Genomic DNA, 15,329 nt, shown 5'->3' on the forward strand with positions numbered 1-15,329 from the left:
CGCTCAGCTTAACAGAGTGACAGTAATAATGAAACATGGTAACTATGAAGGTGACTCTGTAATTGCGTGCAGCTGGAGCCGCCCGTGTCGTCGCCCGAACCCGCCGCCCCTGCCGAACACCCCGCGCAGGTGCGTCGCATCCTGCGCCTGTTCCGCCCGCACCGGCGCAAGCTGCTGGTGGTGGGGCTGCTGGTCGGGATGTCCGCGCTGGTCTCGGTGATCTCCCCGTTCCTGCTGCGCGAAGTGCTCGACGTCGCCATCCCGCAGCGAGACCTCGGCCTGCTCAGCATGCTGGTGCTCGGCATGATCGGCGTCGCGGTCGCCACCAGCGTGTTCAACGTCGCCCAGACCTACCTGTCCACGCAGGTCGGCCAGGCGGTGATGCACGGTCTGCGCTCGGCGGTCTACGCCCGGCTGCAACGGATGTCGCTGGCCTTCTTCACCCGCACCCGTACCGGGGAGATCCAGTCGCGGATCGCCAACGACATCGGCAACATGCAGGCCACCGTCACCTCGACGGCGACCTCGCTGGTCTCCAACGTCACCACGGTGCTGGCCACCGTGGTGGCCATGCTCGCGCTGGAATGGCGGCTGACGGTGGTCTCGCTGCTGTTGCTCCCGGTGTTCGTGCTGGTGAGCAAGCGGGTCGGTGCCGAGCGCAAGCAGATCAGCGCCCGGCGGCAGAGCCAACTCGCCACGATGTCCGCGCGGGTCCAGGAGTCCCTCTCGGTGAGCGGGATCCTGCTCGGCCGCACGATGGGCCGGTCCGGCTCGCTCACCGAGGACTTCACCTCCGAGTCGGCCACGCTGGCGCGGTTGGAGGTCTCCGCCAGCATGGCAGGGCGGTGGCGGATGTCCACCATCCAGATCGTGATGGCCGCGCTGCCCGCGCTGATCTACTGGGCGGCCGGCTTCACCCTCGCCTCCGGTGTTCCGGTGATCACCATCGGCACCCTGGTCGCCTTCGTCACCCTGCAGCAGACGCTGTTCCGGCCCGCATACGCCCTGCTGTCCACCGGGGTGGACGTGCAGAGTTCGCTGGCGCTGTTCAGCCGCATCTTCGAGTATCTCGACCTGCCGGTGGACATCACCGAGCCGCGGCGGCCGGTGCGGCCGTCCGGTATCGCGGGCGAGGTCCGCTTCGAGGGGGTCGGGTTCGGCTACGAGACGGAAGCCGAGGCGGCGAGGGAACGCACGCTGACCGGGATCGACCTGACCGTGCCCGCGGGCACCAGCCTCGCGATCGTCGGGGAGACCGGATCCGGCAAGACCACGTTGAGCTACCTGGTACCGAGGCTGTACGACGTCACCGCGGGCCGAGTCCGGATCGACGGGGTGGACGTGCGGGACCTCGCCTTCGACACCCTCTCCGGCGCGGTCGGCGTGGTATCCCAGGAGGCGTACCTGCTGCACGCCTCGGTCGCCGACAACCTGCGCTTCGCCAAGCCGGGCGCGAGCGAGGACGAGCTCGTCGAGGCGGCGAGGGCCGCGCAGATCCACGACCACATCGCGAGCCTGCCGGAGGGGTACGACACCCTGGTCGGCGAGCGCGGCTACCGGTTCTCCGGCGGGGAGAAGCAGCGTCTCGCGCTGGCCCGCACGATCCTGCGCGACCCGCCGATCCTGATCCTGGACGAGGCGACCAGCGCGCTGGACACCGAGACCGAACGCGCCGTGCAGGAGGCCCTCGCCACCCTGTCCGCCGACCGGACCACGATCACCATCGCGCACCGGCTTTCCACCGTCCGCGACGCCGACCAGATCGCCGTGCTGGACAGCGGCCGCGTCGTCGAGCGCGGCACGCACGAGGACCTGGTGGCCGCGAACGGCCACTACGCCAGGCTGGTACGGCGCGACGGCACCCTCGCCCGCGCCGCCTGACGCACCCGAACGGCCAACGCGCGCACGTGGCCGGCCAACACGCGCGCATGAGCGGCAAACACGATCGCGCCGGCGTGTTTGCCGTCCGCGCGCGCGTGTTTGCCGCTCATGTAGGTGAGTTTGCCGTCCGCGCGCGTGAGTTTGCCGCTCATGTAGGTGAGTTTGCTGTTACGGGCGCGCTCAGTCGGTACGCTCGATCGCCTCGATGATCCGCGGCCGCAGCTCGCCGGGGCGCACGATCGCGTCCACCGAGCCGACGTCCACGGCTCGCTGAACGCTGTGCACCCGGTCGAACTCGGCCGCCACCTCGCCGAGTTTCTCGGCTCGCACCGAGGCGCGGACGTCGGCAAGCCGCGCGTTCAGGGTGACCCGCTCGGCGCCGCTCGCCTCGGCCACCCGCGCCTCTACCTCGCGCACCCGTTCGTCACCTGCCGTTCGCTCGTTCACATCGCCCGCGAAGACCACCGCGGCGGCGGGGGCACCGCCGATGACCGAGGCGAAGGAACCCTCCACGGCGAGCACGGTCATGTTCGGGTTGAGCGCCTTGGAGAACACCACGAACGCACCGCCGTGGTAGCGGGAGATGACGCAGAACACGATCGGGCCCTCGAAGTTCACGATCGCCCTGCCGATCTCGGCACCGTACTCCAGCTGCAGCTTGCGCAACGACTCCGGCGAGCCGTCGAAGCCGGACAGGTTGGCCAGCACCACCAGCGGGCGGTTGCCGCTCGCCGCGTTGATCGCCCGCGCGGCCTTCTTCGACGACAGCGGGAACAGCGTGCCCGAGGTGTAGGCGTCCGGGCCGTCGGTGGGCGGGAAACCACGCCGTTGCACGGACTTCGACTCGATGCCGAGCAGGCACACCGGCCTGCCGCCGATATGCGCGTCCTGCACCACCGCGGTGTCCGCGTCCGCCATGCCGGCCCACCGCTCCAGCACCGGGTGGTCCTGATCGGACACAGCGCGCAGCACGGTCCGGATGTCAAAGGACTTCTTCCGGTCCGGATTGAACTCGACGGAGAAGATCTGACCCACCGTGGTGAAGTCGCTACCGGCAAGCTCGTGCGGGTACCCGGAGATGTCCCTGTCGTGCGGGTCGGTGGTACCGGCCTGCCGCGGCCCCGGCTCCCCCGGCGCGATATAGGTGTGCTCGTAGTGCGCCATCAGCACATCGCGGGCGGCGAAGAGGTTCGGGGCCCAGTACTGCGCCTGCCCGTTCGGCCCCATCACCCGGTCGTAGCCGCCGATACCGTAGTTGTCCTCGGCCGAGACGCCGCCGGAGAAGTCCAGCGCCTGCTTGCCGGTCAGCACCATGGCCGAGTCCGGGGTCATCACCAGGATTCCCTTGGTGTGCATGAGCATGGTGGCCTCGGCGTTCCAGTACGGCTGGGCGCCGACGTTGATCCCGGCGACCACCACGTTGATCTCGCCGCCATCCTGGGTGAACCGCACGATCCGCTTCAGCGCGGCCGCCACCCAGTCCATGTTCTCGGTACCGGACTCCATCGAGATCCGGGCGCCCGCGGACAGCGCGAACCACTCCAGCGGCACTCGCAGTCGCTCGGCGAGGTCCAGCGCGGCGATCACCCGCGCGCACTCCGGTTCGGACAGTGCACCCAGTGACTTGGTGGGGTCGCCGAGCAACACCACCCTGCGCACCCCGTCCGGATGCCGCTCCGTCGGCGTGGTGACCACCCCGGCGACGATGGCCGCGGTGTTGCGCCCCTTCGGCCGGTCCACCGGCACCAGCACCCCGGACTCGTCGAGGTCGTGCTCGGCGAAGGAGCCTTCCGCCCCGGCCAGCGCGTCGGTCAACTCGTAGGGGTACACCGTGCCACGGCTGCGCGCGCGCAACACCTTCTGCCGGTAGCCGTCCAGCGGCTGGATCGGCTCGGTCGGCGGTTCGCCGACGCTCAACCGCACATCCGTGCCGTCGTAGGCGATCCGCGCGGCGACCTCGGTCAGCTCACCGGTCTCGGCGTCTCGGCGACGCGCGAGGAACAGCACCTCCTCCAGGTCGACGCCGGTTGCCGTCGGCAGCACGCGCCGCATCACCGCCCGCAGCTCCTCGCTGCTCAGCTCGACCGGCGGCCACACGTACACCATGATCCGGTTGGTGGCGAACCGCGTGCGCGCCGGCCGGTGCGCCTGCTCCCGGCGGATCGCGTCCAGGCAGGCGGCGAGGACGTCCTCCGCGGCGGGCAGGGACAGCAGCCTGCCGTCGTCGTCCCGCAGCGGGGTCAGGTCGCGCACCTGCGCGAGCGCAACCAGCCGGTCGTCGGCGGAGTTCTCCCGTGCCACGCACCGGAACAGGTAGACCTCCTCGTCCGGGGAGGGCAGCCGGGTGAGGTCGAACTCGCGCAGCCGTTCCAACTGCATGCGGTCGGCGATGAGCGGGTGCAGGCCCCGGATCAGCCGGTGCTCCACCACCCCCTCCACCGAGGGCCGGAAGGTGAAGTGGTGGTGGATCACCGCGCCACTACGGCCGGCCACGGTGGTGGTGATCCGCCTGACCTGGTCCGGCAACCGTTGCGCGGCCAGCACCTTGCCCAGGTCGGTGGCCATCGCCTCGGAGTCCTCGGGCTGGTCGGCCCAGGTGAGATAGACGTCGGCGACCAGGTTCCCGTCCACCGCCAGTTCACCAATGGTCCGGACCACGTCGGCCAGTGCGGAGAAGTCGGCCGCGGCCGCGACCACCCGGGTGTGCCCTTGCGGCCCCTGGTGCCCGGCCTCCACGAAAGTGTGCCCCGCCTCCCGGCAGGTATGCAGGTCCTCCAGCGCCCGGTTGCCGTAGTAGCGGCGGGTGAGCACCTCCAGCAACGGCGCCGGGTCGGTGCCCGCCCTGCCGATGCGCTGCCCGAGCAGCCGCACCAGCGGTTCGGAGCAGGCCACCATCGCGGATATCCGCTCGGCGCGGTCCGGGGCGTCCGGGTTCCGGTCGAGATGCCGCAGGTGCTTGCGCACCCCCGCGTACACCTCGGCCCGTTCCCGCCGCAGCATCGGCTGGGCGAACCAGCGGAACACCACCGTGCGCGCCAGGTCGGCGACGCCGGCGAAGCGCACCTGGGTGGCGGCGACGAGGTGCTCCAGCGCCAGCCCCGCCGGCACCCGCATGGTCTCGGCCGGTGGCGGCTCGGTCAGCCACTGCCGCAGCAGCGTGCTCACCACGTCCACATCCGAGGCGGAACGCTGCTGGGCGAGGAAGATCCGGAACACGGCTTCCTCGAGCCCGGGCGCGCGGTCCAGCTCCTCGACCCCGTAATGCCCGAGCACCTTGGCCAGCCGCTGCTGGAAGACCTCGGAGAGCCCGGCCCGCTCGATGTCCAGGCTCTGCAGGTAGGTGTGGAAGTACTCGCGCGGGCTGTGCACGGCCGTGTTCATGGCCGTGGTCTCGTCGCCGACGGGCTGGTTGCGGCTCAGCTCGGAGAGATCGGCGAACAGCTCCAGCAGTTCGATCTCCGCGGGCAGCGGCCGATGCCCGCCCGCGACCAGCTCCTTGCGCGCGGCGAGGTAGTCGTTCAGCAGCCGCCGCTCGTCGTGCGGGTCCACATCGAACCCGAGCAGCAGGCTGCGCAGGTCCTGCATCCCGCGCTGGACCCGGCCGGCGGCGTCGGAATCGTCGGGCAGCACGGGCAGCGCCAGCTCCACCTCGTTCGCGGACTCGCCAGGCTGGTCCGCCTCGGCGTCCTCGTCGCCGAGCGCCTCCAGCCGCAGCAGCGGCGCGCCGGTCTCGACCTGGCCGCCCACCGCGACCATGCACTCCCGCAGCTTGGCGCGGAACGGCGCGCGCAGCACCGTCTCCATCTTCATGCTCTCCAGCACGAGCACCGGGGAGCCTGCCTCGACCTCCGCGCCGACCTCCAGCGGGGTGGCCACCACCAGCGCGGGCGCGGGCGAGCGCACCACCCCGCCCTCGTCCCGGCTGATCCGGTGCGCCACGCCGTCCACCTCGACCAGGTGCACGGGGCCGTGGGTGGCGGTGACCAGCCGGAACCGGCGGCCGTTCACCGCGATCTGCCCGGTGTGCCGGTCGAAGCGTTCGATCTCCACATCGGCGGTGTGCGGGTCGCCGTTCGCGGTGCCGATGCCGAGCCGGAACCGGCGCGGGCCGACCCGCGCCACCTGTACCCGGTAGCCGACTCCGCGCAGCTTGAGTTCCAGCGGGCGGCCGCTCTCGTGCTGCGCCTGGGGCCGGCCGCCGTGCGCGGCGGCGAGGAACCGTTGCAGCGCGACCTGCTCGGTGTCCCCGTAGGCCTCGATGGCGGCCGCGGCCAGCGCGATCGCCGAGTGCTGGTGGGAGACCAGATCGCCCTCGGCGCGCACCCGGTCGATCCAGCCGGTGTCGGCGGTGGCCTCGATGATCTCCTGCCGGTCCAGCAGGTCCAGCACGAAGCTCTTGTTCGTGGCGCCGCCCTCGATGAGCACCGTGGTCTGCGCCATCGCGCGGCGCAGCCTACCCAGCGCCTCCTCGCGGTCCCGGCCGTAGGCGATGATCTTGGCGATCATCGAGTCGAAGTCGGCCGGGATGCTGTCGCCCTCGCTGACCCCGGTGTCCACCCGGATGCCGGGGCCTGCCGGCAGACCGAGCCGGATGATCCGGCCGGGGGCCGGGGCGAACTCGCGGTCCGGGTCCTCGGCGTTCAGCCGCGCCTCGATCGCGTGCCCGCTCTCCGCGGGCGGCGCGCCTTCCAGCCGCCCGCCCCCTGCCACGTGCAGCTGGGTCTTCACCAGGTCGACTCCGGTGGTGGCCTCGGTGATCGGGTGCTCGACCTGCAGCCGGGTGTTCACCTCGAGGAAGGAGAACAGCCGCTCGCCAGGGTGGTAGAGGAACTCCACCGTGCCGGCTCCGCGGTACTCCACCGCCAGCACCAGCCGCTCGGCCGCGGCCTTGAGCTCGGCCGCCTGTTCGGCGGTGAGCACAGGGGAGGCAGACTCCTCGATGATCTTCTGGTTGCGTCGCTGCACCGAGCAGTCCCGCACGCCCAGCGCCCATGCCGTGCCCTGCCCGTCCGCGATCACCTGTACCTCGACGTGCCGGGCGCCGGTGACCAGCCGTTCCAGGAACACCACGCCGCTGCCGAAGGCGCGCTCGGCCTCCAGGCTGGTCCGCTCGTACGCGTCGGCGAGCTCGTCCTCGCTGTTGATCACCCGGATACCGCGGCCGCCCCCGCCCGCGGTCGCCTTCAGCATGAGCGGGTAGCCGACCCGGCGGGCCGCCTCGGTCGCCGCGTCCAGCCCGTCCACCGGGCCGCCGCTCCACGGCGCCACCGGCACCCCGACCTCCTCGGCCAGCCGCTTGGCGCCGATCTTGTCCCCGAGCCTGCGCATGGTGTCCGCGCTCGGGCCGACGAAGGTCACACCCAGTTTCTCGCACAGCTCCGGGAACGCCGGATCCTCGGCGACGAAGCCCCAGCCGACCCAGGCGGCGTCGGCCCCCGTCTCGGTCAACGCCCGCCCCAGGACCTCGAGGTCGAGGTAGGGCCGATCGGCCGCCGGGCCCAGGTAGTGGGTCCGGTCCGCTTCCCGGACGAAGGTGGCCGCGCGATCGGCGTCGGTGTAGAGCGCGACCGTCTCGATCGGCGTCCCGACCTCTGCGGCGAGCTCCCGGACGGCATGAATGAGCCGGACCGCGGCCTCGCCACGGTTGACGATGGCGACACGACTGAACACGAAGCGAGCCTCCCACTACGAATACACCCCAGGACGAGGGGGACGACCGCGGCGCCGCCCCCACAAAGACCAGACTCCCGGCTACCGCCGAGTACGAAAATAGTCTCCCTTGCGCGTAGCGCGCCCTCAGAGTTGTAGGAAACCTCCAAAGAAGTTCTCGATGTGAACCTGGTCGCACCGCGACTTGTCATCTCCTGTTCAGCTGAACTCCAACAAGGCACGGCAAAAGAGGCTTATCCCCCAGTAAGGCCCGGCTCGGCGGCCGGGCACCGGATGGCGGGACCCGCCCAGGTGGCTCGGCGGCTATGCCCCGTACCCCGCCGGCGCGGCGCGCACCGCCCGGCGGGACAGGACGATCACACCCAGCGTGGCCGCCGCGGCGAACCCGCCGAGCAGCAGGCACACCGTGTGCGGGGTGGTGGTGTAGCCCGGCCCGGCCAGCGTGCCGCCGCTCAATGCCGCCAGCAGCGCACCGACCACCGCGATCCCGGTGGACAGCCCGAACCCGGCGCCGGTGAGCAACAACGACACGAGCAGGCCAGGCGGGCTGCTGTCCGGGCCGATGGTGACCAGCAGCAAGGCGCCGAGCCCGGTCGCCGCGACCGACCCGGCCACCAGCGGCACCGAGGAGACCCTGCGCGCCAGCCCCGAGCCCACCGAGGGCAGGAACACGGTCGGCGCGGTGAGCATGAGCAGCCAGACCCCCGCCTGCCCCGGGCTCAACCCGACCACCGAGATCAGGTACGAGGGCAGGTAGACCAGCAGCGGGACCAGCACGACGACGATCGCGGCCACGGCGACCGCCGTGGCCGCGATCGTCGGATTGGCCAGCAGGCCGAGGTCGAACATGGGTCGTCCTTGCCGCGCTCCACCGCGGCGAAGGTCACGCCGAGGACCGTCGCCGGCGCGAACGCGCCGAGCACGAGCGGGTCACCGAACCCGAGCTCCGGCCCCTCCACCACCGCGAAGATCAGCAGCAACAGTGCCGAGGTGAACAGGGCGGCCCCCGGCCAGTCGACCCTCCGGCCGGATGCGCCTGGTACCCGCGGCGGCACCGGCGACAGCAGCAGGACAAGGCAGGCCATCGCCGCCGGGGTACCGAAAACCGCGCGCCAGCCAAGGGTGTCCACCAGCAGCCCACCGACCGTGGGCCCGAAGGCCAGCCCGAGTCCGAGGGTGGTGCCGAGCAGCCCGAAGGCGCGTACCCGCGCGGCGCCGTGGAACGTCTCGGCGAGGATCGAGGAGCCACCGGTCACCGCGGCGGCCGCGCCGATCCCACCCAGCGCGCGGACGATGTTGAGCAGCAACACGTCCCCGGACACCGCGCTCAACACGCCGCTGGTTCCGAACAGCACGACCCCGGCGATGAACACCCGCCGCCTGCCGAGCACGTCGGCAAGGGAACCGGCGCGGCCGTGGCCCGGCGGAATCATTGTCGCCTGCTGTGCGCCAGGCCACGGGCGCCGCCGCTATCCCCGCCTACCCGGCCGGATCCGAGCCGTACGGCCGGGTGATGGCTTCGAGGTAATGGCCGGACGGGTCGCAGAAGTAGACGCCCCTGCCCCCGTGGTTGGTGTTGTACTGCTGCGGCAGTTCACCGCGCGGATCGGCCCAGTGCTCGATCCCCGCGGTCTGGATCCGGCCGTAGATCCCGTCGAAGTCCTCCTCGCTCACCAGGAACGCGTAGTGCTGCGGAGGGAAGTCGATCCCCGGTTCGGCGAACTGAATGAGAACCTCGCCGTCCAGCCGGACCACGAGAAAGACCCCGCCTGCCTCCGCGGGAGGAAGCCCGAAGATCTCGGTGAAGAAGGATGCTGATTCCTGCTTGTCGCGCGCGGCGACGATAGTGTGATTGAACTGGATGGTCATTGAAGACCCTTCGAAAATCCCGCGCCTCCATGCCTGACGCTGTCCGCCACCGACACGCGACGCTGGCTTCGATCACATCACAGCTTCACGTCCATCCGCAATCCCGGCTCGGCGACCCTGGTGACCGAGCCACGGTCACCGTCACCGCCACGGAGCGTCGCCGCGATCACGATCCCCGCGGCTATCAGCACGAGATTCTTCAGGATGTACTGCCCCTCCAAGCTGGCCACCAGTGGCGCGCTCCAGGTCCGGTCGGGCAGCAGCACCAGTGGGGCCATGGTGCCGACCAGGTGCGCGAGCAGCAGCACGAGCGTGAGCCGGAGCCATCTGCCCACGATCAGGCCGATGCCGAGCGCGGTCTCCAGCAGCGCGAGAAGAAAGTACGCGACACCGGACGGGACGAGGTGCAGGCTCAGCATGTCCATGGTGCGTATCGCGAGATCCTCCGCGGGACTCAACCCTGGAACGAACTTCGGCAGGCCGAACCACAGGAATATCACACCGAGTAATATACGTAACAACGAAATCCCGGAGTTCGCCGCGCGACGAACAACCCACTTGTCCACCTGGTTCAAGTAGTATGCGGTCCGCATTCGAAAGCCTCTTCTCGGGCTACCTCGAAAATCACATAAAAGGGAGCTTCTTCCGCGTTCCCCCTGACCGAAATAATATATTCACACAGCATTCAATACCATGACAGGAGACACCTACGTGTGACGCCATTGACGTAAGGCAGGGCGCACGCCCACACCCCGCCTGTTCCGGCGGCGCCGAAGACGGACTCCCGATCAGCGGTCGGTGAACGCGAGCCGGGCACCGAGGGCGAGGAAGGCCCCCGCGAAGGTACGACGCATCCAGGCCAGTACCCGGGGGCGGGAGATTACCCGGTTGCGGATCAGTGCGGCGAACCGGCCGTAGCCGAGGAAAACCGCGAAGGTCAGCGCCATGAACACGGCGCTCAACTCGATCATGTGCCACACCGCGTTCGGCGCACCGGGCGCCACGAACTGCGGCAGGAATGCGAAGAAGAAAATCGTCAGCTTCGGGTTGAGAATATTGATCAATACACCGGAGACGATCACCTTGGTCGCCGAGCGCGGGGCGCTGTCCTGATCCGCGGTCAGCGCCCCGGTGTTCCGCAGCATGCTCCAGGCCATGTACAGCAGGTAGGCGACCCCGAGGTACTTGAGCACCTGGAACGCGGTCGCGCTCGCATGCAGCAGCGCCGCGACGCCGGTGATCGCCGCGACCATATGCGGAACGATCCCGAGCGTGCAGCCGACCGCCGCGATCACACTGGCCCGTGCACCCCGCGCGAGGCCGGCCGCCATCGTGTAGAGCACACCGGTGCCGGGCGTGGCCACCACGATGAGCGATGTCAGCAGGAACTCGATGCTCACGGCAGCCCTCCGGTACAGCGACCTCCGCCGGCGGGCAGGCGTCACACGCGCGCCGCCGCTGTGCTGACCACCCTACCGCCGGACCTCGCCCGGGGGTGGGCTCGTCGCGCCTCGGCGAGCAGCACGGCCCGCTCGAACGAGGTCCGGCCGGAAGGCGGTTCCGGCAGGGTTCCGCCCGCACCCGCGGGCGCGCATACCGTGTCGTGCCGCAGGGACCGCAGTAGCGAGTAGGCCAGGGTCGTCCCGACGCCGGACAGCCCGGCGATGAACAGGGCCTGCACCCAGGTCGCCACCAGCGAGATCGGGAAGGGCACCTTCGCGCAACCACCGACCAGGGTGGCGCAGCGTTCGATCAGCTCCCGGTAGCTGAGCAGGTCCGGCCCGCCGATGTCGAGCAACCGGTCGCCCCCGCCCTCCTCGACCGCCGCCGCGGTCAGGTAGTGCACCACATCCCCGATCGCGATGGGCTGCGTCCGCCTGCCGCCGACGCCGGCCACCGGGACGGCGGGCACGTGCCGGGCGATCGCGCGGAGCATCTCGTAGCTGGCCGAGCCGGTACCGATGATGATCGAGGACTGCAGCACGGTGGCGGGCACGGCACAGCCCAGGAAGATGTCGCCCACCTCGGCCCGCGAGCTCAGGTGCGCGGACGGCTCGCCGGGCCCCTCGGGCCGGACCCCACCGAGGTAGACGATCCGGCCGACGCCCGCGGCCTCCGCGGCCGCAGCCACGGTGGTCGCGGCGCGGCGGTCCCGCTCGGCGAAGTCCGCGTGTTCCAGCGAGTGCACGAGGTGGAACACCACGTCCACCCCGGCCATCGCCGGCCGCAGCTCGTCCGGCTCGAACACGTTGCCGCGGAACGGTTCGACCTCCGCCAGCCAGGGTGCGTCGCCGAGTTTGGCCGGGGTGCGGACCAGCACCCGGACCTCGTGCCCATGCTCGAGTAGCGCCGGAACCAGCTGCCTGCCCACGTATCCGGTGGCCCCCAGGATCAGACTTCGCATCGCGCCCATCTCCTCGCCATTGGTCGACAAGGAGAGCGTCGCAAGTCCGGGGCGTGGCGCATATCACTCGTAAGGCAGAGATCCCCCGCCGAGCCTCACCCCTGCGAGGGAGCTTCGGCTCACCCGCCGGTCACCGCTCGGTGTAGAGCATCAGCAGGATGCCCCGGTTGTGCCCACCGTGCCCTCGGTAGACGTGCGGGTGCGCGCCGTCGAACCGGATGGAGTCGCCCGCCGCGAGCTCGGCGGGCGCGTCGGCCGGTCCGGTGGTGATCCGGCCGCTGGTGAGCACGAGGCATTCCTGGACCCCGGGCAGGTGCGCCGCGGAGTCCTGGCCGGCCTGGTCGATCTCGACCTCGTAGACCTCGACCGTGCCGTGCACCGGGATCCGGTGCAGCATCCGCGCCCCTACCGCGGCGCCCCTGGCGTACGGCCGCTCGTCGGCCGCGCGCACCACCTCGGCCGGGGCGGCGGGAGCCTCCAGCAGGTCGCCGAGCGGAACGTGCAACGCGGTGGCCAGCGCCCACAGCGTGCTCAACGTCGGGTTTCCCTGGCCCTGTTCGATGCCGTGCAGGGTGGTCTTGCTGATCCCGCCCGCGGCGGCAAGGTCGGCGAGCGAGATCCCGGCCGCCGAGCGCAGCCGTTGCACATTCCCACCGACCACTTGCGCCATATCCATACGTATCAGCATAGTGGTATCTACGTACCATCATAGCGAACGAATCGAGGTGGGTCCGATGACGGTGACACGGTTGCGCGAGATTCCCGGGATCGGTGTGGACGTCATCGGGGACGAGGCCGATGCCGCGGCGGACCCGGAGTTGCTGCGGCTGGAGAACCTGGACACCGACCTCCGGCCACCCGCGCTCGCCCTGGACACCACCAGGGCGGCGATCGAGGAGGACGCGGCCAACAGCTACCTGCCGTTCCACGGGCATCGCGCGCTCCGGCAGGCCGCCACGGCGCACGTCGGCAGGCTGGCCGCACGTGGCTACGACCCGGACACCGAGTGTGTCGGGGTGGCCGGTGGGCTGAACGGCGTGCTCAACACGCTGCTCGCCACGGTCGAGCCGGGCCAGGAGGTGGTGCTGTGCGACCCGGCCTACGCGGGCCTGGTCAACCGGGTGCGGCTGGCCGGCGGCGTGCCGCGGTTCGTGCCTACCGAACCGGCTCCCGAGGGTTGGCGCGTCGATCCCGAGCGGCTCGCCGGCGCGGTCGGCCCGGACACCGCCGCGGTGCTGATGATGAGCCCGGCCATGCCGACCGGCCTCGTCCTGGACGGCGAGCACTGGGCGGCGCTGGCGCGGGCCTGCACCCGGCACGACACCTGGCTGATCTACGACGCGGCCATGGAACGCATCCGCTTCGACGGTAAGGGGCCGGACCATCCCGCCACCCACGAGGGGCTGGCCGAACGCACCATCACGGTCGGGTCGGCGGCCAAGGAACTGCGGCTGATCGGCTGGCGGGTCGGCTGGGTGGTGGCGCCCGCCGGGATCCTCGCCGACATCCGGCTTGTCGGCCTGACCAACGTCGTCTGCCAGGTCGGGCTGGCGCAGCAGGCGGTCGCGGCGGCACTGGCCGCGCCGGACGCGGACGCCGACGTCGCCACGGCCACCGCCGAATGGGGCCGGCGCTGCGAGGCCGTGCTGCGGCGGCTCGCGGACTACCCGGTGATCCGGCCGCGGGGCGGCTGGTCCCTGCTGCTGGACACCGCGCCGCTCGGACTCGCCCCCGCCGAGCTGTCCCGGCGGCTGTTCGAGCGCGGCCGGGTCGCCGCGACCCCGATGGACCACTGGGGACCCAGCGGCGGCCGCTACCTGCGCCTGGTCTACGCCAACGAGCCGGTGGCCCGACTCGCCGACCTCGGCGAGCGGTTCCGCACCGCCATCGGCTGAGCATCCCGCGGGCCGGTGTCCGTCCCGGCGCCCGCCGTTCGTCGGTGTACCGAAACCAGGCTGGCCGACCGAAGGGAAGGATGCGCAAATGACGGTGATCGTCGCGGGCAAGGTGTACGTGGAACCCGGGGAGCGGGACCGGTTCGTGGCGGGGCACCGGGAGCTGGTGCTGCGCTGCCGCGAGCGGCCCGGCTGCCTCGATCTCGCGATCTCGCCCGATCCGGTCGAGCCGGGACGGGTGAACCTGTTCGAGCACTGGGAGTCGGAGGAGGCGCTGGCGGCCTGGCGCGCCATCGCCCCGGCGCCGGCCGTGGACGTGGAGATCACCGACGACCAGGTGCTCAAGCACGAGGTCGCGAGCTCGGGCCCGCCCTTCGGCTGATCCGCCACAACGCCCACCGGCCACTGCTGTGAGCGGTGCGGACGGTCCCTATGCGAGTAGGCTCCATTGTTGGTCCCCGTTCGGGTCATCCAGCCACACGGTGTGTGTTCCGTCGTGATTGACGCTGAGCCCGAACCGTTCCCGGACCGGTTTGCCGAGTCGTTCCCACTCGCGGTGCGCGTCCTCGATCGCGTCCCACAACCGGATCGGCCCACCCTGCCGTACCGAGTGCGTGCCGTCCGTCGTGGTGTGGCACACCCAAGAGTGGTGTCCGTCGGCTAGCCATGTTTCGGTCGGTCCGCCGTCGTTCGGGGTGAAGCTCATGTGGTCGTAGCCGCCGACCCGTAGCGCAGCGAAGAACTCGAACGGGCCGCCACCGGTCGCCACCTCGGCCGTTAGGTTGGTTGTGCGCTGGGTGCCTTGGTAGTCCTTCAAGGAACGGAAGGCGTCGAGGGCCGCGTCGTGCCGGGTGCCGCGTATCGGCATGAACCCGCCGTAATCGGCCAGGAACCGACCGGACGCAGTGTCACCGTGCATGGTCAGCAGGGCCAGGAGTCCACCACAGTTGCGCCGGTCCAACGGGACCAGAATCTTTCCGCCGTCGCGGGTCTGGTCAAGCCACGCGCCGGGCACGGGCGCGGTGCCCACGGTGACGATGATCCGGTCATACGGCCCGCGCTCGGCGTACCCGTCGCGACCGTCTCCGGCGAATACGTGCGCGTCGCCGTAGCCGAGTCTGGCAAGCCGCTCGGCGGCCCGTTCGATCAAACCGGGGTCCACGTCCACGCTTGTCACGTTCGCCGCGCCGAGTCGGTGACACAGCAATGCCGTGTTGTACCCGGTGCCGGTGCCGATCTCCAACACCCGGTGACCGTCGTGCACGTCCAGAGCTTGCAGCATCAACCCCATAAGCGTGGGCTGACTGCTGGATGACGTAGCCGCACCGTTGACGGCCTCCCCGGCACGCGCCTTGTCGGTCAGTGCGTCGTCACCGTTCAATTGTGTGATCAATGGGGTCATGCTGTGTACGCGCGTGAGCCATTCCGGTTCGCCACGTTGGACGAGACGCCACCCGGCAAGGTCTGGCGTCTGTGTGAAGAAATGCGGTACGAACACGTCACGTGGTATGTCCCGGAACGCCGCGAGCCATTCAGGGGCCGTCACGTCGCCACTGGCGGTTAGGTCGTCAAGGAACTTGACCCGCAAGGCGGCCGGGGATTCAGCTTCG

The 15,329-nt window shown here is 70.5% G+C and carries 13 protein-coding genes; 3 read left to right on the forward strand and 10 right to left on the reverse strand.

Translation table 11 applies throughout. The features are described from left to right. Positions 1-84 precede the first annotated feature (84 nt). Positions 85-1,881, forward strand: coding sequence for an ABC transporter ATP-binding protein (locus tag FB471_RS12015; RefSeq protein WP_141997854.1), 1,797 nt, complete (start codon positions 85-87; stop codon positions 1,879-1,881). Here FB471_RS12015 and FB471_RS12020 read toward each other — a convergent pair. The 9 genes from FB471_RS12020 to FB471_RS12055 all read right to left on the reverse strand — a co-directional run bounded on the left by FB471_RS12020 (position 1,833) and on the right by FB471_RS12055 (position 12,500). Continuing rightward, positions 1,833-2,033, reverse strand: coding sequence for a hypothetical protein (locus FB471_RS12020; RefSeq protein ID WP_141997856.1), 201 nt, complete (start codon positions 2,031-2,033; stop codon positions 1,833-1,835). The two genes, FB471_RS12015 and FB471_RS12020, sit on opposite strands and share 49 nt — an antisense overlap. A gap of 28 nt (positions 2,034-2,061) precedes the next feature. Next, complete coding sequence (locus FB471_RS12025; RefSeq protein WP_141997858.1) at positions 2,062-7,551, reverse strand: ATP-binding protein; 5,490 nt, start codon at positions 7,549-7,551, stop codon at positions 2,062-2,064. A 303-nt stretch (positions 7,552-7,854) separates the two neighbouring features. Further along, positions 7,855-8,400: an MFS transporter gene (locus FB471_RS34560; protein WP_211358016.1), complete on the reverse strand. Its 546-nt coding sequence runs from the start codon at positions 8,398-8,400 to the stop codon at positions 7,855-7,857. Continuing rightward, a complete protein-coding gene (locus FB471_RS34565) occupies positions 8,289-8,984 on the reverse strand; it encodes an MFS transporter (RefSeq protein ID WP_211358017.1) in 696 nt (231 codons plus the stop codon). Before FB471_RS34565 ends, FB471_RS34560 begins: the two co-directional genes overlap by 112 nt. A gap of 46 nt (positions 8,985-9,030) precedes the next feature. Then, positions 9,031-9,420 (reverse strand): VOC family protein, encoded by a 390-nt coding sequence (locus tag FB471_RS12035; protein WP_141997860.1) that lies wholly within the window; start codon positions 9,418-9,420, stop codon positions 9,031-9,033. A gap of 77 nt (positions 9,421-9,497) precedes the next feature. Next, the gene (locus FB471_RS12040) at positions 9,498-10,013 is read right to left on the reverse strand and encodes a DoxX family membrane protein (RefSeq protein ID WP_141997862.1); all 516 of its coding nucleotides are present in this window, start codon (positions 10,011-10,013) and stop codon (positions 9,498-9,500) included. Positions 10,014-10,208: 195 nt separating this feature from the next. Continuing rightward, the gene (locus FB471_RS12045) at positions 10,209-10,820 is read right to left on the reverse strand and encodes a LysE family translocator (protein ID WP_141997864.1); all 612 of its coding nucleotides are present in this window, start codon (positions 10,818-10,820) and stop codon (positions 10,209-10,211) included. A 41-nt stretch (positions 10,821-10,861) separates the two neighbouring features. Further along, entirely contained in the window at positions 10,862-11,824 is a 963-nt protein-coding gene (locus FB471_RS12050) for an NAD(P)H-binding protein (RefSeq protein ID WP_170220788.1), read from the reverse strand. 130 nt (positions 11,825-11,954) lie between these two features. After that, entirely contained in the window at positions 11,955-12,500 is a 546-nt protein-coding gene (locus FB471_RS12055; protein ID WP_141997868.1) for a helix-turn-helix domain-containing protein, read from the reverse strand. Positions 12,501-12,558: 58 nt separating this feature from the next. On the opposite strand from FB471_RS12055, the gene FB471_RS12060 reads away from it, so the two are divergent. Then, positions 12,559-13,719, forward strand: a complete 1,161-nt coding sequence (locus FB471_RS12060; protein WP_141997870.1) for a pyridoxal phosphate-dependent aminotransferase — start codon at positions 12,559-12,561, stop codon at positions 13,717-13,719. Between the two features lie 88 nt (positions 13,720-13,807). Then, positions 13,808-14,101: a putative quinol monooxygenase gene (locus FB471_RS12065; protein ID WP_141997872.1), complete on the forward strand. Its 294-nt coding sequence runs from the start codon at positions 13,808-13,810 to the stop codon at positions 14,099-14,101. A gap of 48 nt (positions 14,102-14,149) precedes the next feature. Here the strand turns inward: FB471_RS12065 and tgmC are convergent, their stop codons facing one another. Further along, complete coding sequence (gene tgmC, locus FB471_RS12070; protein ID WP_170220789.1) at positions 14,150-15,307, reverse strand: ATP-grasp peptide maturase system methyltransferase; 1,158 nt, start codon at positions 15,305-15,307, stop codon at positions 14,150-14,152. Between the last annotated feature and the right edge of the window lie 22 nt (positions 15,308-15,329).

The sequence above is a fragment of the Amycolatopsis cihanbeyliensis genome, from assembly GCF_006715045.1.
Lineage (GTDB): Bacteria > Actinomycetota > Actinomycetes > Mycobacteriales > Pseudonocardiaceae > Amycolatopsis > Amycolatopsis cihanbeyliensis.

Coding starts and splice junctions, on each gene's coding strand:
- FB471_RS12020 (WP_141997856.1), bottom strand. CDS start 2,033: ATGAGCGGCAAACTCACGCGCGCGGACGGCAAACTCACCTACATGAGC.
- FB471_RS34560 (WP_211358016.1), bottom strand. CDS start 8,400: ATGTTCGACCTCGGCCTGCTGGCCAATCCGACGATCGCGGCCACGGCG.
- FB471_RS34565 (WP_211358017.1), bottom strand. CDS start 8,984: ATGATTCCGCCGGGCCACGGCCGCGCCGGTTCCCTTGCCGACGTGCTC.
- FB471_RS12060 (WP_141997870.1), top strand. CDS start 12,559: ATGACGGTGACACGGTTGCGCGAGATTCCCGGGATCGGTGTGGACGTC.
- FB471_RS12055 (WP_141997868.1), bottom strand. CDS start 12,500: ATGGATATGGCGCAAGTGGTCGGTGGGAATGTGCAACGGCTGCGCTCG.
- FB471_RS12065 (WP_141997872.1), top strand. CDS start 13,808: ATGACGGTGATCGTCGCGGGCAAGGTGTACGTGGAACCCGGGGAGCGG.
- FB471_RS12050 (WP_170220788.1), bottom strand. CDS start 11,824: ATGCGAAGTCTGATCCTGGGGGCCACCGGATACGTGGGCAGGCAGCTG.
- FB471_RS12035 (WP_141997860.1), bottom strand. CDS start 9,420: ATGACCATCCAGTTCAATCACACTATCGTCGCCGCGCGCGACAAGCAG.
- FB471_RS12040 (WP_141997862.1), bottom strand. CDS start 10,013: ATGCGGACCGCATACTACTTGAACCAGGTGGACAAGTGGGTTGTTCGT.